At 64.4% G+C, this 25,161-nt stretch carries 23 protein-coding genes; 19 read left to right on the forward strand and 4 right to left on the reverse strand.

From position 1 onward, the window contains the following. Positions 1-153: 153 nt before the first annotated feature. From IPK69_04380 to IPK69_04415, 8 genes are all read left to right on the forward strand, one after another. A complete protein-coding gene (locus IPK69_04380; protein QQS09864.1) occupies positions 154-1,080 on the forward strand; it encodes a glycosyltransferase in 927 nt (308 codons plus the stop codon). Then, positions 1,077-1,847, forward strand: a complete 771-nt coding sequence (rfbF, locus tag IPK69_04385) for a glucose-1-phosphate cytidylyltransferase (GenBank protein ID QQS09865.1) — start codon at positions 1,077-1,079, stop codon at positions 1,845-1,847. The genes IPK69_04380 and rfbF overlap by 4 nt, the downstream gene beginning before the upstream one ends. Positions 1,848-1,926: 79 nt before the next feature. After that, on the forward strand, positions 1,927-2,958 hold the full coding sequence (locus IPK69_04390; GenBank protein ID QQS09866.1) for an SDR family oxidoreductase: 1,032 nt from the start codon (positions 1,927-1,929) through the stop codon (positions 2,956-2,958). 96 nt (positions 2,959-3,054) lie between these two features. Further along, positions 3,055-4,344, forward strand: a complete 1,290-nt coding sequence (locus IPK69_04395) for a class I SAM-dependent methyltransferase (GenBank protein ID QQS09867.1) — start codon at positions 3,055-3,057, stop codon at positions 4,342-4,344. Between the two features lie 6 nt (positions 4,345-4,350). Further along, positions 4,351-5,580: a methyltransferase domain-containing protein gene (locus IPK69_04400; GenBank protein QQS09868.1), complete on the forward strand. Its 1,230-nt coding sequence runs from the start codon at positions 4,351-4,353 to the stop codon at positions 5,578-5,580. A 35-nt stretch (positions 5,581-5,615) separates the two neighbouring features. Continuing rightward, positions 5,616-6,449, forward strand: a complete 834-nt coding sequence (locus IPK69_04405) for a PIG-L family deacetylase (GenBank protein QQS09869.1) — start codon at positions 5,616-5,618, stop codon at positions 6,447-6,449. Beyond that, the gene (locus tag IPK69_04410; protein QQS09870.1) at positions 6,446-7,597 is read left to right on the forward strand and encodes a glycosyltransferase; all 1,152 of its coding nucleotides are present in this window, start codon (positions 6,446-6,448) and stop codon (positions 7,595-7,597) included. Before IPK69_04405 ends, IPK69_04410 begins: the two co-directional genes overlap by 4 nt. Next, the gene (locus tag IPK69_04415; protein ID QQS09871.1) at positions 7,594-8,370 is read left to right on the forward strand and encodes an FkbM family methyltransferase; all 777 of its coding nucleotides are present in this window, start codon (positions 7,594-7,596) and stop codon (positions 8,368-8,370) included. The genes IPK69_04410 and IPK69_04415 overlap by 4 nt, the downstream gene beginning before the upstream one ends. A gap of 179 nt (positions 8,371-8,549) precedes the next feature. Here the strand turns inward: IPK69_04415 and fsa are convergent, their stop codons facing one another. Further along, complete coding sequence (fsa, locus tag IPK69_04420) at positions 8,550-9,194, reverse strand: fructose-6-phosphate aldolase (GenBank protein ID QQS09872.1); 645 nt, start codon at positions 9,192-9,194, stop codon at positions 8,550-8,552. Positions 9,195-9,283: 89 nt separating this feature from the next. Here fsa and IPK69_04425 point away from each other — a divergent pair, with 89 nt between their 5' ends. The 8 genes from IPK69_04425 (at position 9,284) to IPK69_04460 (ending at position 16,393) form a co-directional block, all read left to right on the forward strand. Continuing rightward, positions 9,284-9,817, forward strand: a complete 534-nt coding sequence (locus tag IPK69_04425; protein QQS09873.1) for an SET domain-containing protein-lysine N-methyltransferase — start codon at positions 9,284-9,286, stop codon at positions 9,815-9,817. Positions 9,818-10,022: 205 nt separating this feature from the next. Then, positions 10,023-10,403 carry a type II secretion system protein gene (locus IPK69_04430; GenBank protein ID QQS09874.1) on the forward strand — a complete coding sequence of 127 codons (381 nt, stop codon included), beginning with the start codon at positions 10,023-10,025 and terminating at the stop codon, positions 10,401-10,403. Between the two features lie 37 nt (positions 10,404-10,440). Beyond that, a complete protein-coding gene (locus tag IPK69_04435) occupies positions 10,441-10,914 on the forward strand; it encodes a prepilin-type N-terminal cleavage/methylation domain-containing protein (protein ID QQS09875.1) in 474 nt (157 codons plus the stop codon). 133 nt (positions 10,915-11,047) lie between these two features. Continuing rightward, entirely contained in the window at positions 11,048-11,479 is a 432-nt protein-coding gene (locus tag IPK69_04440; GenBank protein ID QQS09876.1) for a hypothetical protein, read from the forward strand. A 48-nt stretch (positions 11,480-11,527) separates the two neighbouring features. Then, positions 11,528-12,079 carry a prepilin-type N-terminal cleavage/methylation domain-containing protein gene (locus IPK69_04445; GenBank protein QQS09877.1) on the forward strand — a complete coding sequence of 184 codons (552 nt, stop codon included), beginning with the start codon at positions 11,528-11,530 and terminating at the stop codon, positions 12,077-12,079. 35 nt (positions 12,080-12,114) lie between these two features. Continuing rightward, on the forward strand, positions 12,115-12,348 hold the full coding sequence (locus IPK69_04450; protein ID QQS09878.1) for a hypothetical protein: 234 nt from the start codon (positions 12,115-12,117) through the stop codon (positions 12,346-12,348). Positions 12,349-12,752: 404 nt separating this feature from the next. Next, positions 12,753-15,071, forward strand: a complete 2,319-nt coding sequence (locus tag IPK69_04455; protein ID QQS09879.1) for a hypothetical protein — start codon at positions 12,753-12,755, stop codon at positions 15,069-15,071. A gap of 101 nt (positions 15,072-15,172) precedes the next feature. Further along, the gene (locus IPK69_04460; protein QQS09880.1) at positions 15,173-16,393 is read left to right on the forward strand and encodes a tetratricopeptide repeat protein; all 1,221 of its coding nucleotides are present in this window, start codon (positions 15,173-15,175) and stop codon (positions 16,391-16,393) included. 225 nt (positions 16,394-16,618) lie between these two features. On the opposite strand, the gene recA is transcribed toward IPK69_04460, so the two are convergent. Further along, the gene (gene recA / locus IPK69_04465) at positions 16,619-17,743 is read right to left on the reverse strand and encodes a recombinase RecA (GenBank protein ID QQS09881.1); all 1,125 of its coding nucleotides are present in this window, start codon (positions 17,741-17,743) and stop codon (positions 16,619-16,621) included. Positions 17,744-17,934: 191 nt separating this feature from the next. On the opposite strand from recA, the gene IPK69_04470 reads away from it, so the two are divergent. Continuing rightward, positions 17,935-18,819 carry a hypothetical protein gene (locus tag IPK69_04470; GenBank protein QQS09882.1) on the forward strand — a complete coding sequence of 295 codons (885 nt, stop codon included), beginning with the start codon at positions 17,935-17,937 and terminating at the stop codon, positions 18,817-18,819. Positions 18,820-18,838: 19 nt separating this feature from the next. Here IPK69_04470 and IPK69_04475 read toward each other — a convergent pair whose 3' ends face one another. Then, positions 18,839-20,449: a methyl-accepting chemotaxis protein gene (locus IPK69_04475; GenBank protein QQS09883.1), complete on the reverse strand. Its 1,611-nt coding sequence runs from the start codon at positions 20,447-20,449 to the stop codon at positions 18,839-18,841. A 410-nt stretch (positions 20,450-20,859) separates the two neighbouring features. Beyond that, a complete protein-coding gene (locus IPK69_04480) occupies positions 20,860-22,470 on the reverse strand; it encodes a methyl-accepting chemotaxis protein (protein QQS09884.1) in 1,611 nt (536 codons plus the stop codon). 259 nt (positions 22,471-22,729) lie between these two features. Here IPK69_04480 and IPK69_04485 point away from each other — a divergent pair, with 259 nt between their 5' ends. Together IPK69_04485 and IPK69_04490 are read left to right on the forward strand one after the other, a co-directional pair. After that, positions 22,730-24,421, forward strand: coding sequence for an acyl-CoA carboxylase subunit beta (locus IPK69_04485; GenBank protein QQS09885.1), 1,692 nt, complete (start codon positions 22,730-22,732; stop codon positions 24,419-24,421). Between the two features lie 50 nt (positions 24,422-24,471). Next, the gene (locus IPK69_04490; protein QQS09886.1) at positions 24,472-25,110 is read left to right on the forward strand and encodes a Fe(2+)-trafficking protein; all 639 of its coding nucleotides are present in this window, start codon (positions 24,472-24,474) and stop codon (positions 25,108-25,110) included. Positions 25,111-25,161: the final 51 nt, after the last annotated feature.

Genomic DNA, 25,161 nt, shown 5'->3' on the forward strand with positions numbered 1-25,161 from the left:
GGACAATCTCCGTGTTGAAGGAAAGGGCTTGGGGGGCCGATCCTTCTGCGGTATCCTTCCGGGGTTGCTCTTGTCGGCGAACACCCCGTACAACGCACGAACGTTTCGTGCTCGGATGCTGTGCGCGTTCTAGGGATTTTCAGAAAGGTGTGGATGTCCGGGGGTTCGTCCAACTCGACGCATGTCTCGCTGGCGATGCCGGTGTACAACGGCGCGCGATTCATGCCTCGCGCGCTGGAGTGCATCCGGTCGCAGACGCACCGCGACTGGACGCTGCTCATCAGCGACAACGCCTCGACGGACGCGACGGAGTCGATCGGACGCGAGGCCGCGGCCGGTGATTCACGCATCCGGTACCACCGGCACAGCGAGAACATCGGGGCGGCTCCGAACTTCAACTTCGCCTTCAAGCAGACATCCGGCGCGTTGTTCAAGTGGTGTGCGCACGATGATGAGTTCGCGCCGACGTTTCTGGAGGCGTGCGTGAAGGCCCTGGGCGAGAATTCCAAGGCTGTGCTCGCGCACACGAACACAAACTCGATCGATGACTCGGGCGAGGTGCGGTCGCGAGATGGATATGAGTCGCGTGTGCCGTCGGATCGTCCCTCCGCGCGGTTCCGGGCGGCGATGGAGATGGCGTATCCGACGATCGTGTGGGGGGTGATGCGTCGCGACGCCGCCGCCCGCACACCGCTCATCGCGAGTTTTGTGGGGTCGGATCGGTACTTTCTCGCGGAGTTGCTGCTGAGCGGGTCGCTTGTGGTGGTGCCCGAGTATCTCTTCTCGGTGCGATTCCACGAGGGGCAGTTCGCGGCGGCGTTCGAGAAGAACTCTGCGGCGGAACTCTTGCGGTGGTTCGACCCTCGCGCGAAAGCGGGCGGGATCGGGACCGCGTGCCGATCGGCGCTGCACATCGCCGGCACGCTCGCACGCTGCGAGGCGTCGCTGGGCGAGCGGGTCCGCTGCGTGTCGTATCTCACAGGTCGGATCGCGCGCCGGGTTCGCCGGCGGTTGTTCGGAACACGCCCTTTGCCCACGCCGCCCCCGTCGCACATGGGCGCGCAGGAGACCGCTTCATGAAGGTTGCCATTCTTGCCGGTGGAGTCGGCTCTCGCCTCGCCGAGGAGACCGAGATCAAGCCCAAGCCGATGGTCGAGATCGGCGGCAAGCCGATCCTCTGGCACATCCTGATGCACTACGCGCGGTACGGGCACAAGGACTTTGCGATCGCGCTGGGGTACAAGGGCGACTACATCAAGAAGTATTTCACCGACTACGCGTCGCTCGCCGGATCGATGCGGATCAGCCTCCGCTCGGGGAAGGTCGAGCAGTACGACGCGCAGGTTCCCGACTGGAACCTCGACCTCATCGACACTGGGCTGCCCACGCTCACGGGCGGGCGCATCAAGCGGCTCAAGCCCTACATCGGCAACAACACGTTCATGCTCACGTGGGGCGATGGGGTCGCCGACGTCGATCTCGACAAACTGCTCGCGTTCCACAAGTCGCATGGCAAACTCGCCACCGTCACGACCGTCCGCCCCACCGCTCGTTTCGGGCACATCGAGTTCGATGGCGATCGCGTGGCGAGTTTCTCCGAGAAGCCGCAGACCGCCGAGGGGTGGATCAACGGGGCCTTCTTCGTGCTCGAGCCGCAGATCTTCGACTACATCGAGGGCGACACGACGCAGTGGGAGAAGGAGCCGATGGAGGGCCTCACCCGCGACGGGCAACTGATGGCCTACAAGCACACCGGGTTCTGGCAGTGCATGGACACGCTCCGCGACAAGAAACTCCTGCAGGATCTCTGGGACGCGGGCAATCCGCCGTGGAAGACCTGGGCCTAAAGACATCGCACTCACCTTCCGGTTCACCACTCACGATTCACGACTCACCATTCACGTTCCGTTCGCTCTGGGGGTTCTCATGAAAGTTCTCGTCACGGGTCATCTCGGGTACATCGGCGTCGTGCTTGTGCCGCTGCTCCAATCGCGCGGGCATGAGGTTGTCGGCTATGACAGCGACCTCTACCGGCGTTCGACGTATGGACCGGCGAGCCGACTGCCCCAGGTCCGCAACATCCAGAAGGACATCCGCGATTCGGAGTTGAAGGACGTCGAGGGCTTCGACGCGATCCTCCACCTCGCGGGCCTCTCGAACGACCCGCTGGGCGACTTCAACCCGTCGCTCACGTATGACATCAACTATCACGCGTCCGCACGTCTCGCCGAACTCGCGCGCAAGGCCGGGGTCTCACGGTTCATCTTCTCGTCGTCGTGCTCGAACTATGGTGCCGCGGGCGATGCGCCGGTGGATGAGTCGTCGGCGTTCAACCCCGTGACGCCGTATGGCGAGTCGAAAGTGCTGACCGAGCAGGCGGTCTCGAAACTTGCGACGGACTCGTTCTCGCCGGTCTTCCTCCGCAACGCGACGGCGTACGGCGTGTCGTGCCGAATCCGCTTCGATCTCGTCCTCAACAACCTGACCGCGTGGGCGTACACGACCGGCAAGGTGCACATCAAGAGCGACGGCACGCCGTGGCGCCCGATCGTGCACATCGAGGACATCTCGCGCGCGTTCGTCGCGACGCTGGAAGCCCCCAAGGAGAAGGTCCACAACCAGGCCTTCAACGTCGGCGCGACGAAGGAGAACTACCGCGTCCGCGAGATCGCGGAGATTGTGCACGCGACCGTGCCGAACTCCGAGGTATCCTTCGCCGAGGGCGGCTCCCCCGACAAGCGGAACTATCGCGCGAACTGCGACAAGTTCACGAGCACGTTCCCTCAGTGGGCGCCCAAGTGGACGGCGAAGGCCGCCGCGAAGGAGTTGCACGACAGTTTTAAGGCTGTCGGCGTGACCCTCGACGAGTTCGAGGGCGATCGCTACAAACGGATCGGGCAACTCAAGGCGCTCCTCAAGGAGGGGCAACTCGACGAGTCGTTCCGATTCACCCGATAGTCTCTACTCGACCTCGTGGCACAGGCGTCTCGCCTGTGCCACCACAATCTTCAGACGTCACCATACCACCGACTGATTTCGAACCCAAGGATCCCCATGGCCGCCGATACCGCCTCCGTGTTCACTCCCGCGTTCGTCGAGAAATGCAAGCGCGTCCGTTGCCGCATCAGCGGCGAGGTCGGCGTGGAGCCCGTCGTGGACCTGGGCATGATGCCGCACATCAACGCGCTGCTCACCAAGGAGCAGCTCGGCAAGATCCGCTCGGGCGAGGTGAAGGAGCCGATGTGGCCCCTCGAACTCATCTTCGCCCCGGAGAGCAAACTTGTCCAGATCACCGAGACCGTGGACCCGTCGATCATCTTCGGCGCCGATTATCCGTACTTCTCGTCGTTCATGGACGCGTGGCTCGCCCACTGCAAGAACCACGCGAAGCACCTGATCCAATCGCGCGGGCTGAACATGAACAGCCTCGTCATTGAACTCGCGAGCAACGACGGCTACATGCTCAAGAACTTCGTCGAGGCGGGCGTGCCCGCGCTCGGCATCGACCCCGCTCCGGAGCCGTGCAAGGCCGCCGAGAAGATCGGCGTGCCGACGATGTGCGCGTTCTTCGGCGTGGACCTCGCGCAAAAACTCGTGAACGAGGGAAGACGCGCCGACGTCGTCATCGGGAACAACGTCATGGCCCACGTCGCCGACACCAACGGCTTCGTCAAGGGCATGGGCATGCTCCTCAAGGACGACGGTACGACCTCTGTCGAGAACCCCTATCTCCGCGACTTCATCGAGAAGTGCGAGTTCGACACGATCTATCACGAGCACCTCTGCTACTACTCCGCCACCAGCGTCACCTACATGTTCGAGAAGAACGGGCTCTATCTCAACCACGTTGAGCGCATCCCGACGCATGGTGGCTCGCTCCGGTACTACGGCGGGAAGAAGAAGAACCTGCAGGACTCGGTCAAGAACATCCTCGCCGAGGAACGCGATCTGGGCATGGACAAGCCCGGGTATTACCGCGGCTTTGCCCAGCGCGTGCATGGCATCCGCGAGACGATGCGGAGCCTCATCGCCGACATCCGTCGCCAGGGAAAGACGGTCGCGGCGTATGGCGCAGCAGCGAAGGGAGCCGTCATGCTCAACTTCCTCGGCGCCGACCACACCCAGATCGACTTCTGCGTGGACAAGAACCCTTTCAAGCAGAACAAGTTCATGCCCGGCGTGCACGTCCCGATCCTGCACCAGGACGAACTGCTCAAGCGCAAGCCCGACTACTGCATCATCCTTCCCTGGAACTTCAAGGAAGAGATCATGCAGCAGCAGGCCGAGTATCGCAAGCAGGGTGGACGCTTCATCGTACCGATTCCAAGCCCCGTGATCGTCTAAGCCATCATGTCGAGATCCACGCACAACACCGGCCCGCGCTTCGACGTCCACCACGACGCGGCGGCCCAGTGCCCCAACTGCGAGCACCAGGGGCTCACCATCTTCTATGAGGTCCACGGGATTCCATGCCATAGCATGATCCTGCTCGATTCCGCGAAGGAGGCGAGCGACTATCACACGGGCGACCTGCGCCTGGGCTTCTGCGAGTCCTGCGGCTTCATCACCAACACGCGATACGACATCGCGAACTCGGAGTATTCACAGAAGTTCGAGGAGAGCCAGGGGTTCTCCGCCACATTCAACAAGTTCGCCCGCGAACTCGCGAAGCGGTACGCCGATCGATATGACCTCGCCGGCGACAAGGTCGCACTCGAGATCGGCTGCGGCAAGGGCGAGTGGCTGTGCGCCCTGTGCGAGGAATCCGGCGGGCGCGGCATCGGGATCGATCCGGGATACACACCGAGTCGATTGACAAGCCCCGCGGCCGATCGTATCGAGTGGATCATTGATTTCTACGGGCCGAAGTTCGCCCATCTCCAGGCGGACTTCATCGCCTGCCGGCACACGCTGGAGCACATCCAGCCGACGCTGGAGTTCATGCGATCGATCCGCGCGACCATCGGCGATCGCAAGGACACCATTCTTTTCTTCGAACTCCCCGAGGTGCTCCGCGAACTCGAGGAGGGCGCCTTCTGGGACATGTACTACGAGCATTGCACGTACTTCAGTCCGGGCTCGCTCGCGCGGCTGTTCCGCAAGGCCGGGTTCGACGTGACGTACCTGAGCGTGGAGTACGCGAACCAGTACATCATCCTCGATGCTGTTCCCTCTGATACGGAAACCAAAGCGAGACTGCCCCTCGAGGACGACATGGCGAGGCTACGCGCTGGCGTGAAGACGTTCGGCGAGACGGCGTCGCGTGTCGCGAGGTATTGGAGCGACTCGATCCGTGCCGCCCACGCCAGGGGCGAGAAGACCGTCGTGTGGGGAAGCGGGAGCAAGGGCGTCTCGTTCCTGACGACGCTGGGCCTGCGCGACGAGGTCTCGTGCGTTGTGGACATCAACACCTTCCGTCAGGGCAAGTTCATGGCCGGCTCCGGGCACGAGATCGTCGGGCCCGAGGCGCTGACTCGTGTTCGCCCGGATCACATCGTGATCATGAACCCGATCTATGTCCCCGAGATCAGCGAACAGGTCCGCTCGATGGGTCTTTCACCGAAGATCGTCGCGGTCTAGTGGTCCATTCCCAATAGCCGATACCATCGCCGACGATGTCTCTGCTCTCTTCCATCGAGTCGGCGTGTTTCACGGCACTTCGGCGCCTTCTCTCGGCCCGCGCCAGGGACATCACCTCGGAGACAGGCTCGCGATCCTGCATTATCATCGCACCACACCCGGACGATGAGGTGCTCGGGGCCGGGGGCACGGCCGCGTTGAAAGTAGCCGCAGGATCAGAGGTGACGATTGTGATCGTGACCGATGGGCGGCAGTCGCACAAGTCGACGAAACTCGCCAGCGAGGCTCTTGTCGCGATGCGAGAGCAAGAAAGCGTTGATGGTGCGGCACGACTGGGCGTTTCCAAGGATCGGTTGCTCCATCTCCGCGTGCCCGATGGCGAGACCGACAACAACAGAGACGTGATCCGCTCGGCGTTGCTTGCGATACTTCGTGATCGATCCCCAGCGGAGATCATCTCGCCCAGCCCGATCGATCGGCACGCGGACCACCGAACGCTCGGCGTGCTCGTGGGTGAGATGCTCGCCACGGATGAGATCACGGTGCCCGTTCTCGAATACCCGGTGTGGTTCTGGAGTTTCGGCGCGTGGCGTCCGCGTTCCGGCGGGGCCGGTCCTGTGTGGTCGATGGTGCGCATCGCGAGGGCGCTCCTGAGTAAGCCTGTGGTGTCGGTCGATGTACGAGCACACTTGACGCGCAAGCGTCGCGCACTGGCCGAGCATCGCACGCAGATGGAGAGCATCACGGGCGAGCCGGACTGGGGCGTGCTCGACGAGCGGTTTCTTGCACATTTTTTCGACGGGCGTGAACTCTTCTTCCCGCTCTCCAAGGAGAAGGCGACGCTTCGCGCCAGACGGGGGTTCGCGTGAGCAGCGCCGTGCGTGTCATGCACGTCATGCCCGACCTCGCGATGGGCGGCGGACAGCAACTCCTCCTGCGCAACATCTCGGGCATGACGCCGGGCGCGATCGAGCACCATGTCGCGAGCGTCAAGACCGATCTCGAACTCCGGGCGCGATTCGAAGATCTCGGTTGCTCGGTGCATCCGTTGAACGTACGCCAAGGGTCGGACGCCCCCGGTGCGATTGTCCGCCTTCGTTCGCTCGTCCGTTCGCTTGGTATTGATGTCATCCACACGAATAACACCGGCTCGGATCGCCGCGCCGGGTATCTCGCCGCGAGTGGGCGTCCAGTCGTGAACTCGCTCCATGCCGAGGCACCAGGACCGACACGCTCGTTCGCCATACGTGCGTTCGATCGGGCCGATGGGCTGCTTTCGCGGCGTGCCGTCCACTCGATCGTCGCCGTCTCGAACTCAGCGCTCACGAGTTGGACGCCCTGGCTCGACGCGCATCGCGTCGCGGTTGGGTCTCGCGTCGTGAGGCATCCGGGTCTTGATTTGACGAGATTTCCTGAGATGAACGCGGGCACACGACGGTCGTGGCGCGAAGCACATGGTCTCGGCCTTGGATCCGTGGTCCTCGTCCACGTCGCGCGGCTTGTGCCCGGCAAGGGTGTGAACTTCTTCCTGGATGCGCTCGCCGCGTGTCGTGCAGTAGGTCTCGATGCTGCGGGCGTCATCGTCGGCGACGGGCCCGACCGCGCGATGCTCGAGTCTCACGCGGTGTCACTCGGCATCACCGATCACGCCAGATTCCTCGGTCCTCGAGATGATGTCCCCACCATCCTCGCGGCGTGCGACCTCATGGTTTTTCCCTCGCTCAGCGAGGGTTTCGGGCTTGCACCGCTCGAGGCGATGGCCGCCGGGCTCCCCGTTGCCGCGTTCGCGCTGCCGTCGCTCACGGAGTTCATCGAGCCGGGGCGCAGCGGCGAACTCGTCGCGCGGGCCGATGGTGAGGCACTTTCCAGGGCGGTCGTCTCTCTCGTGCGTGACGCGGGCATGAGACGCTCCTTCGGCGATCGCTCCCACGCCATCGTGCGCGAGCGATTCGACCAGCGGATCGTCTCGGCGTGGTGGGTCGATCTCTACACCTCGCTCGCGGGACGTTCGACGTGATCCGTCGCCTGCGAGGCACAATCAGCGGCGTTTGTCGCTGGTGGCGAACACGACGCCCCGTCGTCGTCGAGAATGGCCCGGGCAAGGGCCTGCGGCTATCGCTCCGATTCGCCAGCGCCGACTACACATCCGGGCGCAATGAAGAGGCCGTGCAGCGTGCGTTCGTGGATCTTGTTCGAGGCGTTGGCGACGCGTGCGTGCTTGATGTCGGCGCCAACATTGGCTTCTTCGCGCTCCTGGCGGCCCGCGAAGGGAAGTTCGTTGTCGCGTATGAGGCCGTGCCACGGCTCGCACGAGAGATCGAACGCCACGCCCAGTGGAATGGAGTCGCGCCACTCGTTCGCGTGGATGGACGAGCCGTGTCCGACTCCCCGGGAACTGCCAGACTCACGCTCGCCCGTCATCCCGGCGGGGCGGCGCTCGACGCCTACGCGAGCGTCCCCGATGCGTACGCCTCGATCGATGTGAAATGCACGACGATCGACGCCGAGTTTACTGCGGGGAGGCTCGATCGAATCGGCGCAATAAAGGTTGATGTGGAGGGCGCCGAACTGGCGGCTTTGCGAGGCGCGGAACGCACGCTGCGTGAGCAAGCCCCGGGGCTGCTCATCGAGGTTGATACGTCGAGCCGCGACGCGGCCGAGTCACGCGCGAGAGCGATCGAGTCATACCTTGCCGGGCTTGGGTATCGCGTTCACAGACTCGAGTCGGCGTACGACGCGGCGTGGACAGTGATCCATCTCGTGGGGGTCAGGTCGGTTACCCGTGCGTGATGGCGCGGCAGGTGTAGGGCCAAGTTCCTCGCTGAAACTGACGTCTGGGCTGAGCACTTCAAGACCCCACGCGGAGCGTGGGGGTACCCAAGGCACGTGTTGTTGTGCGCGAGCAATCGAGAGAAACAGGGGCGATAGAGAAGTAGTCAAGGTCGGCTCGGATAGCCGATCGTGCTTGATCATCCGAACGCCTTGCGATAGTCGGCGAGGAACTTCTCCAGGCCGATGTCCGTCAGAGGGTGCTTCATGCACTGCTGGATCACGCTCAAGGGACACGTCGCGACATCGGCCCCGGCGAGAGCGCACTGGAGCATGTGGTTCGGGTGGCGGATCGATGCCGCGAGAATCTTCGTGCGAAAACCGTAGTTGTCATAGATCGTGCGGATTGAGCGGATGAGGTCCATGCCCTCCTCGCCCACGTCGTCGAGTCGGCCGATGAACGGGCTGACGAGGAACGCCCCGGCCTTGGCGACCATCATCGCCTGGAGCGACTGGAAGCAAAGCGTCATGTTGGTCTTGATTCCCTCGTCGCTGAAGATCTTGCACGCCTTGAGCCCGTCGATCGTGCTGGGGAGTTTCACGACGATGTTCGGCGCGATCTTCGTGTGCTCGCGGCCTTCCTTGAGCATACCCGCCGAATCCGTAGCGATGACCTCGGCCGAGACCGGGCCTTTCACGACCCCGCAGATTTCGGCGAGACGCTTGGTGTAGTTCACGCCCTCCTTCGCGATGAGCGTCGGGTTGGTGGTGACGCCGTCGAGCACGCCGAGGTCGTGGGCCTGCTTGACCTCGTTGAGGCTGGCACTGTCGAGGTAGATTTCCATGGCGGAGGGTAGTCGGGCGAGGACTCGTGAACCGCGAAACCAATCGTCCTGTCGGTTGCGAACGCCCCGCGGAACGCCAAGTATTCGCGATGCCGCGACCACACCCGCAATCCGTACCAGGACTGATAGAGGACCTGCCATATGGCGTGCGGCTGTCGCCGAGCGGCGGGCAGGGGCTCTTTGCGACGCGCGGAATCCCGCTCGGCACGCGCGTCATCCAGATGCGGGGCGAAGTGCTCCACCGCGATCAGGTCGACTGGAGCCGTCACTGGTCCATGCAGGTGGATCGCGACCGGTATCTCTGCAATGACGAGTCGCACACGGGCGTGGACCATTTCCTGAACCATTGCTGCGAGCCGAATCTCGGCTTTGTCAACGGCGGCATGCCGCGACACGAGCCATGGCTGGTCGCGCTCCGCGAGATCCACTCGGGCGAGGAGTTGTCGTGGGACTATTCCACGTCGATGGGCGAGCGCGGGTGGGCGATGGAGTGCCGATGCGGGTGCGACACGTGCCGGCGTCGCATCGTCGGGTTCTGGGACCTCGATGACGCCACACGTGCACGTCTCGCGCCGAACGCGCTGGCGTATCTCGTTGATCGACCGCTTCTCGGACGCGAGTGAATCGAACGCCCTCCCAGGCGTCACCGCCCGCCGCGGCCCATCTATCCCTGTTCATTTCGACGAACGTGCAGACCGATCCACCACATGGGACCGCGCGTGCACTCGCGCGTGGTTGCGCGTGGAATGAGCCGGTCCTACGTCCGGCGACGGTCGCCAGAGCGTTGGAAGTTGGGGAGCGATGATGGCAGGCACGAGCCGGGGACGCATGTTCAGCAAGGTCGAAGCGTTGCTCCTGGTGCTCATGATCGGGACGCTCGGCGCTGTGCTCATGCCGCAACTCTCGAGCGCCGGCGAGGATCGCCGCATCGGTGAACTCCAACGCTCGCTCGAATCGCTCCAGCAGTCGATCGATCTCTATCGGGCGCGCGACGCGTCGGGAAGATATCCGGACCTGCTCGGATCGGGCTGGAAGCCGCTGATCGAGCGGGGTTTTCTGGAGAGAGCGCCCGAGAACCCGTTGAACGGGCATTCGGACGTTTCGCGGGTTGCATCTCCGGGCCACGGATGGCACTTTGATCCTCAGACAGGTCGATTGGGCGCGTGTTATTTCGACGAGCCGAGTGGAACGATCACGGAGCGCCCGTAGGCGAGTGATCGATGGAGGAGTCCCGATGTGCGTTGACATGATGAACGGACGATCGATGACGCGTGGCCCCCGAGCCATGGCGCGCCGAGCGTTCACGATGGTCGAAATTCTCATCGTCGTGGTGATCCTGGGGATCCTCGCGGCGCTCGTCGTCCCCCAGTTCGCCAACGCGACCGAAGAGGCCGGACGCACCGCGACCATCGACTCGCTCACGAAGATCCGTCGCGCGATCGACGTGTACTACATCCGAAACGGGAACTTGTGGCCGAACATCATCGAGGACAACGGGCAGGCCGCCTGGGGTGAACTGATGACCAACACCTCCAACACGTATCTCCGCGAGGTCCCCCACAACTACTGGGTGCCCAGTTCGGCGGCTCGAGTCGTGATCTTCGGCACGGCGCCGGACGTTGCCTATCAGACCACCCACGGCTGGATCTTCGATCCGACGACCGGGCGCGTCTGGGCGGGTGGATTCGACGGGCTGGACCAGGCCTATCCGAAGCCGTGATAGTCCGGATAACCCCATGGAACGCCGGTGTATTCGCGACGGATTCCCTGCATGGGCGATCCGAGAACGCCGATGTCATCGAGGCCCGCGGTTGTCGCGGCGAACTCCAGAACCGTGCAGAAGGACCACATCCATGAACGCCCCGAATCAGACGACCAACCCCGCCCGCGCCTCCTCGAGGACGTACCTGAACGCCGTGCTGACGGCGAACGCGCTGTTCCTCGGCCTGGTGGCGTTCAACGGACTTGTGCCCTCGGACCACACCGCGCTCTCCGGCTCCGTCGCGATCGCCCAGCCGTACGTCGGCGTGGGCCAGCCCGACGACGTGGACGGCGGTCGCGTGAGTGCCGCCGAGCAGCGGAAGCAGATGATCAACGAACTCCGCTCGATGTCGTCGCGTCTCGACCGGATCGAGGCGACGATGCGTGCGGGACTGAATGTGAAGGTGCTCTCGATGCCGCAGATGCCCGACGACAAGAAGGCCGACGCGGGCAACCAGAGCGAGAAACAGATCAAGCCGGAATCGCGGATCGAGATCCGCACGGACGCGCAGGGCGGCAAGTAATCGGCCGATCCGGTGGCGTCGTCCGGCGTGGGGAGTGAGGGGGGAGTCATGGGAGTTCGCACACACGCCGGTTCGTCTCGCACACGTCGCCTTGGCGCGAGGCGCGGCTACACCCTCGTCGAGGTCCTTGTCGTCGTGACGATCCTGGGGATCGCCGGGGCGATGGTTGTGCCCGTATTCTCGCAGACAAACATCCTGCGGGTGCAGGCCGCCGTTCGCCAGGTCGTGGCGGACATCACCGTCGCGCAGTCGGACTCGCTGGCGTACCAGACAGGCCGCGCCGTCGTCTTCACGCCGATGGTCGGGACCACACCCAGCACCTATCGCATCGTCGAGGTCAAGGGCGGCGCGATCGACATCGCGACCAACACCCTCGAGACCCGCGACTTCACCAACTCGGAGTACGGCGATTCCAACATCGTTGGGGCCGATTTTAGCGGAACTACCACCCTCGTCTTCGACGAGATCGGAAGCCCCATCACCGGCGCGGGAACCGGAGTGGCGGCGGGCGACGGATATCTGGATATCACCGGCTCGGGCGAGACCTATCGCGTGCACGTCGAGGCCTACACCGGACGCGTCACCGTCGAGAAGCGTTGAGCACGAGTCACCACACAGTCGGCGGAGGCGAAGACATGACCAGCGGACAGCAGCACAGCCCAAACACGAGGTCCTCCTCGCGAGGGATCCTCATGACGACGGCGATCGCGTGCACGCTCAGTTTCGCCCTGGTCATCTGGCTGAAGTTGCGGGTTGTGACCAGCGTGCCGCGCCAGGCCTACGCCGATCCCGATCAGAGCGCGCCCGTGGCCACTGACCCCAAGGACTCATCGACCACGGCCTCGCATCACACGCCCAAGGGCGAGTGAGTCGGATTGACGTGCCCGTGAAGTGATCCACGCGTACGACATCACTCTCAAACTCGGTTTCGCGATGATCCTCACCCTGGATCCGATCTCGGATCGAGGGAGTAGGTCTCGCGCACTTTGTGCGAACTCCAAGGAGATCGACCCCGCGCACAACCTGCGCGTCAGCCTGTGCCGCTCGCAACGGTCGTGTGGTTTGCGACGGATAGCCCAACCGGGATATTGATGCCGCAGAGGCGTTCCCGGGGGAACAGGAAAACTCGGGCCAAAGTCGGGGGTGTGAAACGACGACGAATGAGAGGCCGGGTTCCTTGGTCCGTTTGCCAAGGTCCCGACAACGCAGTCAACGTCCGGGCAGTGGGCCCGACCGTCACGATCGTTTCCCAAGTTCAGATAGGAAGATTTCCATGGCAACGAAGAAGGGCTCGCACAATGGCTTTGAGAACGCGGCTCGTCGCGTGACCGGTGGAGCGATCGTCTCGACGCTCGCTCTCGCGGCACTCGCCGGCACCCCCACCACCCTCCTCGCGCAGAACGCGCCGACGGGCGGCAACGCCTCCAGCGTTCCCCCCGCCGCCACCGAGGGCGTCAAGGGCACGAACTTCGGCGAGGACGCTCTCATCGACCTCCACGTCAACGACGAGGATCTCGGCAACGTCCTCCAGATGCTCTCGCTGCAGAACCAGCGCAACATCATCGCGAGCAAGAACGTCTCCGCTCGCGTCACCGCCAACCTCTACAACGTCAGCTTCCGCGAGGCCCTCGATGCCATCCTCCACGCCAACGGCTTCGGCTACATCGAGAAGGGCAACTTCGTCTATGTCTACACCCTCCAGGAACTGACCGAAATCGAGAAGGCCAACCAGGTCATGACCAGCAAGGTCATCCGCCTCAACTACCTCAGCGCCGTCGATGCTGCCGACTTCGTCTCCTCGCTCCTCAGCGAGAAGGGCTCCATCAAGTCCAACGGGAAGGTCGAGGCCTTCGGCTCACTCGACGGCCCCACGGGTGGCGAGAACTTCGCCCACGGCGCGACCCTGCTCGTCGCCGACTTCGAGGAGAACGTCAACGAGATCCTCGCCCGTCTCGCCGAACTCGACACGCCTCCCTCCCAGGTTCTCGTCGAGGCGACCATCCTCCAGACCCGCCTCAATGAGCAGAACGCGTTCGGTGTCGACTTCGCCCTCGTCGGCGACATCGACTTCGCCGACTTCGCCGCGCCACTCCAGGTCGTCAACGCCCTGCAGTCCGACGCCACCAATGCCGGCTCCACTGCCGACGGCGAGGGCATGGGCCTGGTGAGCAGCGTCGGCGGCACCAGCGGCGCCAACACCCTCAAGCTCGGCATCACCAACGGTGACGTCTCGGCCTTCATCCGTGTCCTCGACGAGGTCACCGACACCACCATCCTCAGCAACCCTAAGTTGCTCGCCCTCAACCGCATGCCCAGCCGCGTCCTCGTCGGTCGTAAGGTCGGCTACGTCAGCACGACGTCCACCGACACCGCGACGACCCAGACCGTGCAGTTCCTTGACACTGGTACGCAGTTGTACTTCCGCCCCTTCGTGAGCAACGACGGCAAGATCCGCATGGAACTCAAGCCGCAGGTCTCGGAAGCACAGATCCGCGACGTCCAGGACTCGGGCGGGCAGACCGTCACGATTCCCGACGAGATCACCAACGAACTCGTCACCAACGTCATCGTGCGCGACGGCGAGACGATCGTTCTCGGCGGCCTCTTCCGCGAGTCCACCACCGCCACGCGTCGCCAGATTCCGTTCCTCGGAGACCTCCCGTGGATCGGCGCGGCATTCCGCGGGAACGACGACGTGACCGAGCGCAACGAGATCATCTTCCTTATCACGCCCAGCATCGTCAACGAGGCCACCCTCGCCGACATGGGCGCTCGGGGCATGGAGTTCGCCGATCGCGCCCGCACCGGCGCCCGCAACGGCGTCCTTCCGTGGAGCCGCGACCGCATGAGCGCCGCCCGCAACGTCGAGGCCGAGCGCCTCTTCCGCGAGGGCAAGAACGACGAGGCGAACTGGAAGCTCTCCTCCTCGCTCGCGCTCAACCCCGTCCAGGCCGACGCCATGGCTCTCCGCGAGCGCGTCACCGGCCAGGTCAAGACCTCCGCGGGGCGCAGCATGCTCGAGGAGATCATCCATGGCGAGAGCATCCTCCGCCGCGGCGAGACCCAGGTCCGCTCGGGCGAGCCGGTTCCCTTCGACGTCGCCGAGTTCTGGCACGTCAACCCCGGGCAGAACGCCAACGTCACCGTTCCCATGAACGAGCCGTCCGCCCAGCCCGAGGACTTCAACAACTGGGACGAGCCGACCGACGGGTCCATGAACGTCATCGTCGAGCCCGCGCCGGCTCCGGCTCCCGCGCAGCCCGCGCCCGCAGCGAACCCGGACAATCAGTCCGTCTTCACCCCCGCGCCGCAGTCCAACAACACCAATCCCTCGAGCGGCGTCCGCATCGAGACCAGCGCCAGCGATCAGGGCCTCGAGCCGAACCTCGATGAGTTCAACCTCGACGCCGCCCCGGAAGTCGAGCCGGCTCCCGAGCCCCAGAGCAAGGTCGACAGCACGGAGTTGCGTCGCCTCGCCGACACCCTCCCCCGGGGAGCCACGTCGGGGATGTTCCGCTGGATGATCGTCCGGAATTCCGAGAACTCTTCCTTCACCCCGGCCTCGCGCCTGTCGATGAACTCCAACGACTGAGTTCTCGGCACTCCCGCACATGACACACGCGGGGGCGTCGAGAGACGCTCCCGCGTTTTCGTTCCGACACACGACACGAACACAAGAAAAGGACACCGATTATGAAGACCCGTTCGCTGATTCTCGTCGCCGCCATTCTTGCCACCGGCTCGCTCGTCGGATGCTCCGGACACGGCGCCTCCACGGCCCAGCACGTGAGCAGCGCCAAACTGAAGATGGACGCGATCAAGGCCGCCACCCAGTGGCAGACCTCGCACCAGGCCTTCCTCGCCGGCGATCTCAACAAGGCTCTCAAGCATGTCAACATCGCCCTCGAACTCAACCCTTCCGTCACCAAATCGCACGTGCTGCGCGGGCGAATTCTGATGGAGCAGGGCGAACTCGAAGAGGCCGGCCTCGCCTTCAACAACGCCGTCGCCATCGATCCCAACGCCGTCGATCCCCAGTACTTCCTGGGCGTCCTCCACGAGCGCTTCGCGCAGAAGGACAAGGCGCTGGCGTTCTACACCAAGGCCGTCGAACTCGACCCGGAGAATCCGCAGTACGCGATCGCCGCGGCCGAGATGATGATGGACCTCGACCGCATGCTCGAGGCCAAGGACTTCCTCACGCAGCGTCTCAACACCTTCGAGCACAACGCCGGCGTCCGCCAGACGCTCGGGCACATCGCCATGATCGAGAAGGACTACGACAAGGCGGCCGACTTCTTCGAGATCGCCCGCATGCTCAGCCCTGATGATTACGGTATCCAGGAGGACCTCGCCCGCGCCCAGGTCCAGACCCAGGACTACGCCGGCGCCGAAACCACGCTCGCCCGCCTCATGTCCAACGACGCCTTCAAGGAGCGTCGCGACCTCAAACTCCTCCAGGCGACCTGCCTCATCAAGACCGATCGCCCCGTCCAGGCGCGCGACATCCTCTTCACGCTCACCAACGACCACGTCGGCAGCGCCGACGCCGAGGCGTGGATCGCCCTGGGCAACGCCTGCTACCTCGTCAACGACCTCTCGAACCTTCGCTCGGCGGCGAACCGCGTGGTGGCGCTCGCGCCGCGTCGGGCCGAGGGCTACTTGCTCCGTGGCCTGCACGCCCGCGAGACCAAGGACTTCCCCAATGCCGAGCGTGCGGTCCGTCAGGCTCTCGCCATCGAGCAGACCGCCGACGCCTTCATGCTCCTGGGCATGATCTATCAGGACTCGGGCAAGGACCGCCTCGCCCAGGCCAGTTTCGAGAAGGCCCAGCAGATCGCCGCGTCCGACTCCTCCACCACCAACGGCACCATCACCAACGCCTCCGACGCGGCCGACCTCCCCACCGAGTAATCACGGGCCACGCGCCCGCTGGGCGCTCGCCCATCGAATCCGTGTAATCTCCTTTCTGTGGCGGCGGAACGCGCACGAGCGCGTTCCGTCGTTTTTTTGTGCACCCCCACCACCCACGCCGCGCCCATACCCGCCCATGAAAACAGGCCCCCTAGAGCGGGGCCTGTGAACGAGGTCATGTGGTTGTTCAGGTGCGCCGACTCGCACTCGGCGCGTGGTCATGTCTTATTCGTCCGACGGCTCTTCGTCGTCGTCCATCGCCGCGCTCGCCGGAGCGTTCTTGAGTTGGGCGCCGCGGATCGCGAGGACGGCCTGGCGGAGTTCCTTCGCGAGATCCGGGTTGTCCTTGATGAACTGCTTCGCCGCCTCGCGTCCCTGCCCGACGCGCGTGGACTTGTAACTGAACCACGAGCCCGACTTCTCGACGACGTCGCAGGCCACGGCGAGATCGAGCAGGTCGCCCGACGCCGAGATCCCCTCGTCGTACATGATGTCGAACTCGGCATCGCGGAACGGCGGGGCGATCTTGTTCTTGACGACGCGGGCACGCGTGCGGCTGCCGATGGTTCTCTCGCCATCTTTCAGAGCGCCCGTGCGACGGACGTCGATTCGGACCGAGGAGTAGAACTTCAGGGCGCGTCCGCCGGTCGTGGTCTCGGGGCTGCCGAACATCACGCCGATCTTCTCGCGAATCTGGTTGATGAAGAGGACGGTGCAGTTCGATCGGGCGATCACGCCGGTCAGTTTTCGCATCGCCTGGCTCATGAGGCGGGCTTGGAGCCCCACCACCGCGTCGCCCATCTCCCCCTCGATCTCGGCCTTGGGCGTCAGCGCCGCCACCGAGTCCACCACGATCAGATCGACCGCATTGGAACGGACGAGCATCTCGCAGATCTCGAGCGCCTGCTCCCCCGAGTCGGGCTGGCTGACGAGGAGTTCGTCGATGTTCACGCCGATCTTGCGGGCCCAGGAGGGGTCGAGGGCGTGCTCGGCGTCGATGAAGGCCGCCACGCCGCCTTCTTTCTGGGCCTGAGCCGCGATCGTCAGGGCGAGGGTCGTCTTGCCGGAGGACTCAGGTCCGAAAACCTCGACGATGCGCCCACGCGGGACGCCCTTGCCACCCAGGGCCAGGTCGAGGGAGATCGAGCCCGTGGAGATGCCGGGAATGGCGAGGAAGGCGTCCTCGTCCATCCGCATGATGGCGCCCTTGCCAAAGGTCTTGTCGATTTGCTGGAGCGTCCGGTCGAGCGCCTGCTGCTTGGCCCGGTCTTCGAGTTTGATCTCGACCTTGGGGGCGTCGTTCTTCGGTGCGCGCGCGGACTTCGACTCTGTTGCTGTGTTCGAGGCCATGCCGGCCCCTCCCTTCTTGGGTGCCCTCCCTACGGCCGCCGGAACGGACGCGGTTGGACGGACCCAGCGTGAGGCGGCCTTGGACCAACCATGATCCAAAAACCGGTCAGGGGCGACGCTGGACGCGAGCCTGACATAAACATGATACCAGAACCCAAACGTTCGTCAACAGTTTGGAGTGTGAACGGAGAATGATCGATATCAAAGCCATGCTGGACAATGACTTGCGTCCACGAGATTCTTCACGCATGGGGATTCGAGAGAAACTCCAGTCCCGCATGAACGCCCTAGCGGTCTCGTCGCTCGCGCACACGCCGACGTGTCCGAGGTGTCATCAGACCATCCCATCGGAGGATGTGAACGTCGTCACGGATGTTGCCTTCTGTCGGGCGTGCAACGTGACGACGTCGCTCTCGGGTCAGGCGAGCAGCGTGCCGCTGGATCCGAATGTCGACATCACGAATCCACCAGCGGGCGCCTGGTATCGCGACGACGGTCTCGAACTCCGCGTGGGCGCGTCGTGCCGATCGCTGGGGTCAACGCTCGGTCTGCTCTTCATCTCGGCGTTCTGGAACGGCATCGTCTCGATCTTTGTGGCGCTTGTGATCTCGGCGACGCTTCACAACCTGGGCCTCGCCCAGCCCAGTTGGTTCCCCGCACCGAAGATGAACGGCTCGACGATGAGCGTCGGCATGACGCTGTTCTTGTGGCTCTTCCTCACGCCGTTCATCCTGATCGGGTCCGCGATGATCGGTGCGCTTCTCACGTCGATGATGGGGCACACCGAGGTCCGCGTGCGGGGCGGCGAGGGGAAGGTCTTCACCGGGATCGGATCCATCGGCTTCACGAAGCGATTCGACGCCACGGGCGTGAACGAGATTCGTAACGAGGACCGGCAGTACCGCGACAGCGACGGCGACAAGCGCACGAAGAAACAGATCGTGCTCGAGATCACCAACGCGAAGCGGATCACCTTCGGGTCGATGCTCCGAGATGATCGACGGGCGTTTGTGGCAAGTGCCCTGGCAAAGGTCCTCCTGCCACAAGACCGTGGCTCGTATCGCTCCGCGGTCTGAGCCTCCATGGCGAGTTGGATCAGGCGACCTTGAACCGCGAGACCGCTTCGACGAGTTCGCTGGACTGCGACGCCAGCGTCTCGGCGGCACGCGTCGTGCGCTCGGCGCCTTCCGCGGCGGACGTCGAGACCGCGGCGATCTCCTGGATCGCGGCGCTGATCTGATCGCTCGCCGCACGCTGCTCTCCGGCGCCCGCGGCGATCGAACTGATGTTCTCGGAGACGTCGCTCGCGGCCTGGACGATCCGATGGAGCGTCTCCCCGGCCCGGGTCGCCCGCTCGACGCCGATCTCGACCTGCGAACTCCCGGTCTTCATCTCCTCGACGCTGCGCTGCGTCTCGGTCTGGATGCCCGTGATCGAGTGCGCGATCTCGGCCGTTGCCTTCTGCGTGCGATCGGCGAGTTTGCGCACCTCATCGGCGACGACGGCAAAGCCGCGGCCGTGCTCGCCGGCTCTGGCGGCCTCGATGGCGGCGTTGAGCGCCACCAGGTTCGTCTGGTCGGCGATGTCGTTGATGACGCCCACGATCTCGCCGATCTCCTGCCCGCGCCGACCCAGGGCCGAGACCAGTTCCGACGTCCGGGTCACGGCGTGCGAGATCGACTGCATCTGTTCGATGGTGTCGTTCACCACGTTCACGCCCTCGCCCGCGACCGAGCCCGACTCGGCGGCACGGCCCGAGGCGGACTCCGCCTTGTGGGCGACCTCGATGGCCGACGCCGAGAGCTCCTCGATAGCGGCCGCGATCTGGTTCACGCCCTGCGACTGTTGCCGGATCGAGTGGGTGGACTCGTCCGCCGCTGAATCGATCTCCTGGGCGGCGCGGGCGACTTCCTGCGCGGCGCGGGTGACCTGGGTGATCAGTTCGCCGGTGCGGATCGCCGTCTCGTTGCAACTCTTTGCCAGGTCGGCGATCTCGTCGGTGGTGCCGACGGTCACACGCCCAGTGAAGTCACCGGCGGCCATGTTCGCGAGAAGTTCACGGCACGACTCCAGAGGGCGCGTGATCGAGCGGACGATCAGATACGCGGCCGTGAGAGCGCCCACGCCCATCACACCGATGGCGACGAGGATCAATGATCGCGCGTGCGCCAGCGTGGACTCCGCGGATTCCCGCGCGTCGTTCGCGGCCTTCTCGAAGAGATCCGAGGCCGAGCCCTGGAGTACCTCGAGATTCTCGAAGGCCGTGATGAAGTTGGGGAGATCCGCCTGGGCCCTAGCGCGATCGGTCGCGGCGTGCGAGACGAGCTCCTCGCCGGCGCGGATGTAGTCCTCGAGCGCGGGCGCGATCCTGGTCAGGGTCCGCCCCACTTCCTCGGGGAGTTGCAGTTGACGATTCGCCGAGAGTGCCTCCTTGAAGGACTTGGCGTGCTCCTGCAGCGAGTCGATCGCGGCCTTGGATTCCTCGGGCGTCGAGGCGAGCAGGGCCGCGAGCACGTCGGCCCGGATGGCGTCGTGCATCATGTCGCCCTCGAGGTGGTGTCGCAGGCCCGCCGTCGTGTTCACCACGCTGTCCAGCGAGTCTTTCGAGTCTCCGAAGCCGGACATCCCGATGGTCCCGATAACACCCGCGGCACAGATCCCGCCGAGCGAGAGGAAGTAGAGTTTCTTGGTGACCGAGATGCGCATGCTGGGAATCCTTTGGAAATCGCCTGGTGCTAGTGTGCGAAACCGTCTTTTCAGGCCGGCGCAGACCTCGACTTGGGACATCGGCCCGACGTCGAGCAGCCTGAGTCGCCGCATGCAGGGCGAGGCGTGTTCGGGCGGGTCTATCACGACATCCCCCTCGGGGAGGGGGTAGTCCTGCCACAAGCGTGAGCGAGATCCGCAACGAGGATCGGCAGTGGCGCGGCTGCGACGGCAACAAGCGCACGAAGAGGTCGATCGAGCTCGAGTTCACCGATACGAAGCGGATCACATACGGGTCGATGAGACGATCGGCGGTCGTTTCTGGCGAGCGCGCTGTTGCCGAGCGACCGTGAGATGGTGCGAGCCACTAGGTGTGGATGGCTTGTTCCGGCGGCAGACCGCGTCGCGGCTCAGGCGATCTTGAACCGCGAGACGGCCTCGACGAGTTCACGCGACTGGGACGCGAGGAGTTCGGCGATGCGCCTCGTGCGGGCCGTTCCCTCGGCCGACGACGACGAGATCGAGGCGATCTCCTGGATCGTCGCGCTGATCTGATCGCTCGCGGCTCGCTGCTCTCCGGCTCCAGCGGCGATGGATCGGATGTTCTCTGTCACGTCGCTCGCGGCCCTGACGATGCGCTGGAGCGTCTCCCCCGCCTGGGTCGCGCGCTCGACGCCGGTCTGGACCTGGGCTCGTCCCGTCGCCATTTCCTCCACACTCCGCTGGGTTTCATGGCGGATAGCCTGGATCGACTCGCCGATCTCGGCGGTGGATTTCTGGGTGCGATCGGCGAGCTTGCGCACCTCGTCCGCGACGACGGCGAAGCCGCGCCCGTGCTCGCCGGCGCGCGCCGCCTCAATTGCGGCGTTCAGCGCCAGCAGATTCGTCTGATCGGCGATGTCGTCGATGACGCTGACGAGCTCGCCGATCTCCACGCCTCGCTTGCCCAGTTCCGTCACGAGCTCGGAGGTGCGTATGACAACGCTGGAGATGGACTGCATCTGATCGATGGTCTCGTTCACGACGCTCACGCCCTCGCCCGCGACCGAACCGGACTCGGTGGCACGCCCCGAAGCGGTCTCGGCCTTGCGGGCCACCTCGATGGCGGACGCTGACAGTTCCTCGATGGCGGCGGCGATCTGGTTGACGCCCTGGGACTGCTCCTTGGCGGAGGCCGTGGACTCCTCCATGGCCTCATCGATCTCCTGGGCGGCGCCTGCCACCTCCCTCGCGGAGCGCGTGACTTGGGCGATCAGTTCGCCCATGCGTGTGGCGGTCTCGTTGCAACTGATCGCGACGTCTGCGATCTCGTCTTTCGAACGGACAGTCAGCCTGCCCGTGAAGTCTCCCGCCGCCATACGCCCCAGGAGTTCGCGGCAGGCCGCGAGGGGACGCGTGATTGAACGCACGATGAAGAATGCGGCGGCGAGGGCGCCCACACTCATGAGCGTGACCGCGAGGATGATCAACGCCCGGGCGCGGGCCATGGTCGCCTCCGCGGCGGATTGGGCGTCGCTGGCGGTCTTCTCGATCAGGTCAGATATCGTTCCGAGTTCCACTTCGAGGTGCTCAAATGATTCGGTAAACTTGGGCATCAGGGACTCGGCACGGGCGCGCTCGGTCGAAGCAAGCGAGACCACGCCTTCCGCGGCGTCGATGTAGGACTCAAGGAGGGGCGCGGCTTTGGTGAGCTCGGCCCCCACGTCGCCGGAGAGTTGCAGTTCGCGATTCTCCGCGAGGAGACGCCTGAAGTTCGAGGCATGCTCATCGAGCGACTCCTTGGCCGAAGCGGCGTCCTCGGGGCTTGCGGCGAGCATGGCCGCGAGCACGTCCGACCGGATCGCGTCGTGCATCATGTCTCCCTCCATGTGATTCCGGAGGGCGGGGGTCGCCATGACCACGCTCTTGAGCGCCGCTTCCGAGTCATGAAACGCGGAGATCCCAATGGACCCGATAACCGCCGAGGTGACAACCCCGCCTAGAGAGAGGGCATAGAGCTTGCGGCTGACGGTGATTCGCATCTGGGATACCTCGATAACTCTGTGGGCACCACGTGCCCGGGGGATGGAAACGCACAAATGGACGTTGGCTCATGGACATCGGGCGTGGCTGGAATGGTCTTGAATGAGGCAAGATGCCAGAACTCGTGCGACTGGCACACCCTGCATAAAACAACAACCTCATTGGTGCGGAAAGGGGTAGCCTTCATCTGCACACACTCCGGAGACGCCGAACGTGAACCGCACCGCCACGACCTCTCAGTCTTCCAGCAGCCCTTCCATGCTCCGAGACCTCGCCGATGGCATGCTCATCGATGAGTTCAAGATCCGCCAGGGGGGCGGGGCGAAGGCCATCGAACGCCAGCACGAGAAGGGGCGGCTGACGGCCCGTGAGCGGGTTGCACGGCTGGTGGATCCTGACCATTCGAAGTCGCCCCACGCGGAGCGTGGGGGTACCGGAGGCTTCCAGGAACTTGGGTTGTGGGCCGCGCATGGCATGTATGGCGAGTTCGGCGGGGCGCCAGCCGCGGGTGTCGTCACGGGCATCGGCGTGGTGCACGGTCGCCGAACGATGATCATTGCGAACGACGCGACGGTGAAGGCCGGGGCGTTCTTCCCGATGACGTGCAAAAAGATCATCCGGGCGCAGACGATCGCGATGATGGCGCGCCTGCCATTGATTTATCTGGTGGACAGTGCGGGTGTGTTTTTGCCATTGCAGGAAGACGTCTTTCCGGACACCGACGACTTCGGGCGGATCTTCCGGAACAACGCGGTGATCAGCGCGATGGGCATCCCGCAGATCGCGGCGATCATGGGGTATTGTGTGGCCGGGGGCGGATATCTGCCGGTGCTCTGCGACACGCTGCTGATGACGGAAGGCTCTGGGTTGTATCTCGCCGGGCCCGCGCTCGTGAAGGCGGCGATCGGACAGGACATCACGGACGAGGAACTCGGCGGGGCCGAGATGCACGCGAGCATCAGCGGGACGATCGATTTCAAAGAGAAGGATGATGAGGCGTGCATCGAGCGCGTGCGCTCGCTCGTCGCGAAGTACTCCGACGCCTCGATGCCGAGATGCCGAGATGCCGAGATGCCTTCGTCTGCATCACCCGCCCGGCCGGCCACGGGCATCACGTCGTCCTTCACCGATAAGCCTGGCGCGCAGTACGACGTGAAAGAGATCATCGCGTGCCTGGTGGATGCGAAGGCTCTCGGAGACTCTCAAGCCACCGACTTCGACGAGTACAAGGCCGAGTACGGGCAATCGATCGTCTGCGGCTATGCCACCATCGGCGGGCACGCGTGCGGCATCGTCGCGAACCAGAAGAAACTCACCCAGAAGACCATGGCGGGCGGCAAGGCCGGACCCACCAAGAGCGTGAACATGCCCGGCGTGATCTATGACGACTCGGCGGACAAGGCCGCCCGCTTCATCATGGATTGCAACCAGCGCAAGATCCCGATCATCTTCCTCCATGACACGACCGGCTTCATGGTCGGGCGCGACAGCGAACAGGGCGGCATCATCCGCGCCGGGGCGAAGATGGTCAACGCGATGAGCAACTGCATCGTGCCCAAGATCGTCGTCGTCATGGGTGGCTCGTACGGCGCGGGGAACTACGCGATGTGCGGGCGGGCCTTCGATCAGTTCCTGTCGTTCGCCTGGCCCAACGCGAAGTGTGCCGTCATGGGCGCCAACCAGGCGACGGGCGTGCTGACGACGATCGAGGAGGCGAGCCGGAAACGCAAGGGTGAGACGATCGACGAGGAAGCGCACAAGGCGATCTATGGCGCGATCCACGCGGCGTACACGGAGCAGGCCGACATCCGCCACGCCGCCGCCCGGGGGTGGGTGGATCGGTTGATCGAGCCGGAGAAGACCCGCGACGAACTGATCGCGGCGCTCGATGCGGCGAATCAGGGGTGGGACTACTCAGCCGGGTTCAAGACGGGAGTGTTGCAGACGTAACGACTGCAACCCATATGGTGCCGTGCTCCGCACGCCCCTAGGGTTGGTCCATGGACGTCAATGATCGCATCCGTCAGTTCGAGACCATGGTCCGCCCCGAGGCCGACCCGACCAATGACATGGCGTGGTTCAGCCTTGGACAGGCCTATGCCCAGGCCGGGCGTCATCGTGACGCCGCCAACGCCTTCACGCGCTGCACCGCCCTCAACCCGGCGATGAGCAAGGCCTATCAACTCGCGGGGCAGGCCCTCGTCGAGGTCGGCGACACCGAGAAGGCCGCCGAGGTGCTGACCGCGGGTTACGTCTCGGCCGGTGAACGCGGCGATCGACTGCCCCAGAAGGCGATGGGCGAACTGCTTGCGGCAATTGGGGCGACGGTACCTGAGGTCAAGGCAAAGGGTCCCGCGGCGGGCGCCAGCGGCGGCACGTTCGTGTGCGGTCGAACCGGCAAGCCCGGGCACCAGATGGCCCGACCACCCTTCAAGGGACCCGTCGGCGAATGGATCAAGGACCACATCTCGCAGGAGACCTTCAACGCGTGGATCTCGCAGGGGACGAAGGTCATCAACGAACTTCGCCTGGACCTTTCACGCGAAGAAGATAGCGACACCTACGACAAGCACATGCGCGAGTACCTTGGCATCGATGATGAGTTGTACGAGTCGCTCATGCGCGTCAAGGGTGTGTAGAAACGGCATTAACAGGCGGGACGCCTGTTCCACAAGATGATGAAGGGCTTT

This window comes from Phycisphaerales bacterium, from assembly GCA_016699835.1.
Classification (GTDB): domain Bacteria; phylum Planctomycetota; class Phycisphaerae; order Phycisphaerales; family UBA1924.

Excerpts from the sequence above, each read along its gene's own strand:
- IPK69_04380 (QQS09864.1), top strand. The coding sequence starts at position 154 with ATGTCCGGGGGTTCGTCCAACTCGACGCATGTCTCGCTGGCGATGCCG.
- rfbF (QQS09865.1), top strand. The coding sequence starts at position 1,077 with ATGAAGGTTGCCATTCTTGCCGGTGGAGTCGGCTCTCGCCTCGCCGAG.
- IPK69_04390 (QQS09866.1), top strand. The coding sequence starts at position 1,927 with ATGAAAGTTCTCGTCACGGGTCATCTCGGGTACATCGGCGTCGTGCTT.
- IPK69_04395 (QQS09867.1), top strand. The coding sequence starts at position 3,055 with ATGGCCGCCGATACCGCCTCCGTGTTCACTCCCGCGTTCGTCGAGAAA.
- IPK69_04400 (QQS09868.1), top strand. The coding sequence starts at position 4,351 with ATGTCGAGATCCACGCACAACACCGGCCCGCGCTTCGACGTCCACCAC.
- IPK69_04405 (QQS09869.1), top strand. The coding sequence starts at position 5,616 with ATGTCTCTGCTCTCTTCCATCGAGTCGGCGTGTTTCACGGCACTTCGG.
- fsa (QQS09872.1), bottom strand. The coding sequence starts at position 9,194 with ATGGAAATCTACCTCGACAGTGCCAGCCTCAACGAGGTCAAGCAGGCC.
- IPK69_04425 (QQS09873.1), top strand. The coding sequence starts at position 9,284 with ATGCCGCGACCACACCCGCAATCCGTACCAGGACTGATAGAGGACCTG.
- IPK69_04430 (QQS09874.1), top strand. The coding sequence starts at position 10,023 with ATGTTCAGCAAGGTCGAAGCGTTGCTCCTGGTGCTCATGATCGGGACG.
- IPK69_04435 (QQS09875.1), top strand. The coding sequence starts at position 10,441 with ATGATGAACGGACGATCGATGACGCGTGGCCCCCGAGCCATGGCGCGC.
- IPK69_04440 (QQS09876.1), top strand. The coding sequence starts at position 11,048 with ATGAACGCCCCGAATCAGACGACCAACCCCGCCCGCGCCTCCTCGAGG.
- IPK69_04445 (QQS09877.1), top strand. The coding sequence starts at position 11,528 with ATGGGAGTTCGCACACACGCCGGTTCGTCTCGCACACGTCGCCTTGGC.
- IPK69_04450 (QQS09878.1), top strand. The coding sequence starts at position 12,115 with ATGACCAGCGGACAGCAGCACAGCCCAAACACGAGGTCCTCCTCGCGA.
- IPK69_04455 (QQS09879.1), top strand. The coding sequence starts at position 12,753 with ATGGCAACGAAGAAGGGCTCGCACAATGGCTTTGAGAACGCGGCTCGT.
- IPK69_04460 (QQS09880.1), top strand. The coding sequence starts at position 15,173 with ATGAAGACCCGTTCGCTGATTCTCGTCGCCGCCATTCTTGCCACCGGC.
- recA (QQS09881.1), bottom strand. The coding sequence starts at position 17,743 with ATGGCCTCGAACACAGCAACAGAGTCGAAGTCCGCGCGCGCACCGAAG.
- IPK69_04470 (QQS09882.1), top strand. The coding sequence starts at position 17,935 with ATGATCGATATCAAAGCCATGCTGGACAATGACTTGCGTCCACGAGAT.
- IPK69_04475 (QQS09883.1), bottom strand. The coding sequence starts at position 20,449 with ATGCGCATCTCGGTCACCAAGAAACTCTACTTCCTCTCGCTCGGCGGG.
- IPK69_04480 (QQS09884.1), bottom strand. The coding sequence starts at position 22,470 with ATGCGAATCACCGTCAGCCGCAAGCTCTATGCCCTCTCTCTAGGCGGG.
- IPK69_04485 (QQS09885.1), top strand. The coding sequence starts at position 22,730 with ATGCTCCGAGACCTCGCCGATGGCATGCTCATCGATGAGTTCAAGATC.
- IPK69_04490 (QQS09886.1), top strand. The coding sequence starts at position 24,472 with ATGGACGTCAATGATCGCATCCGTCAGTTCGAGACCATGGTCCGCCCC.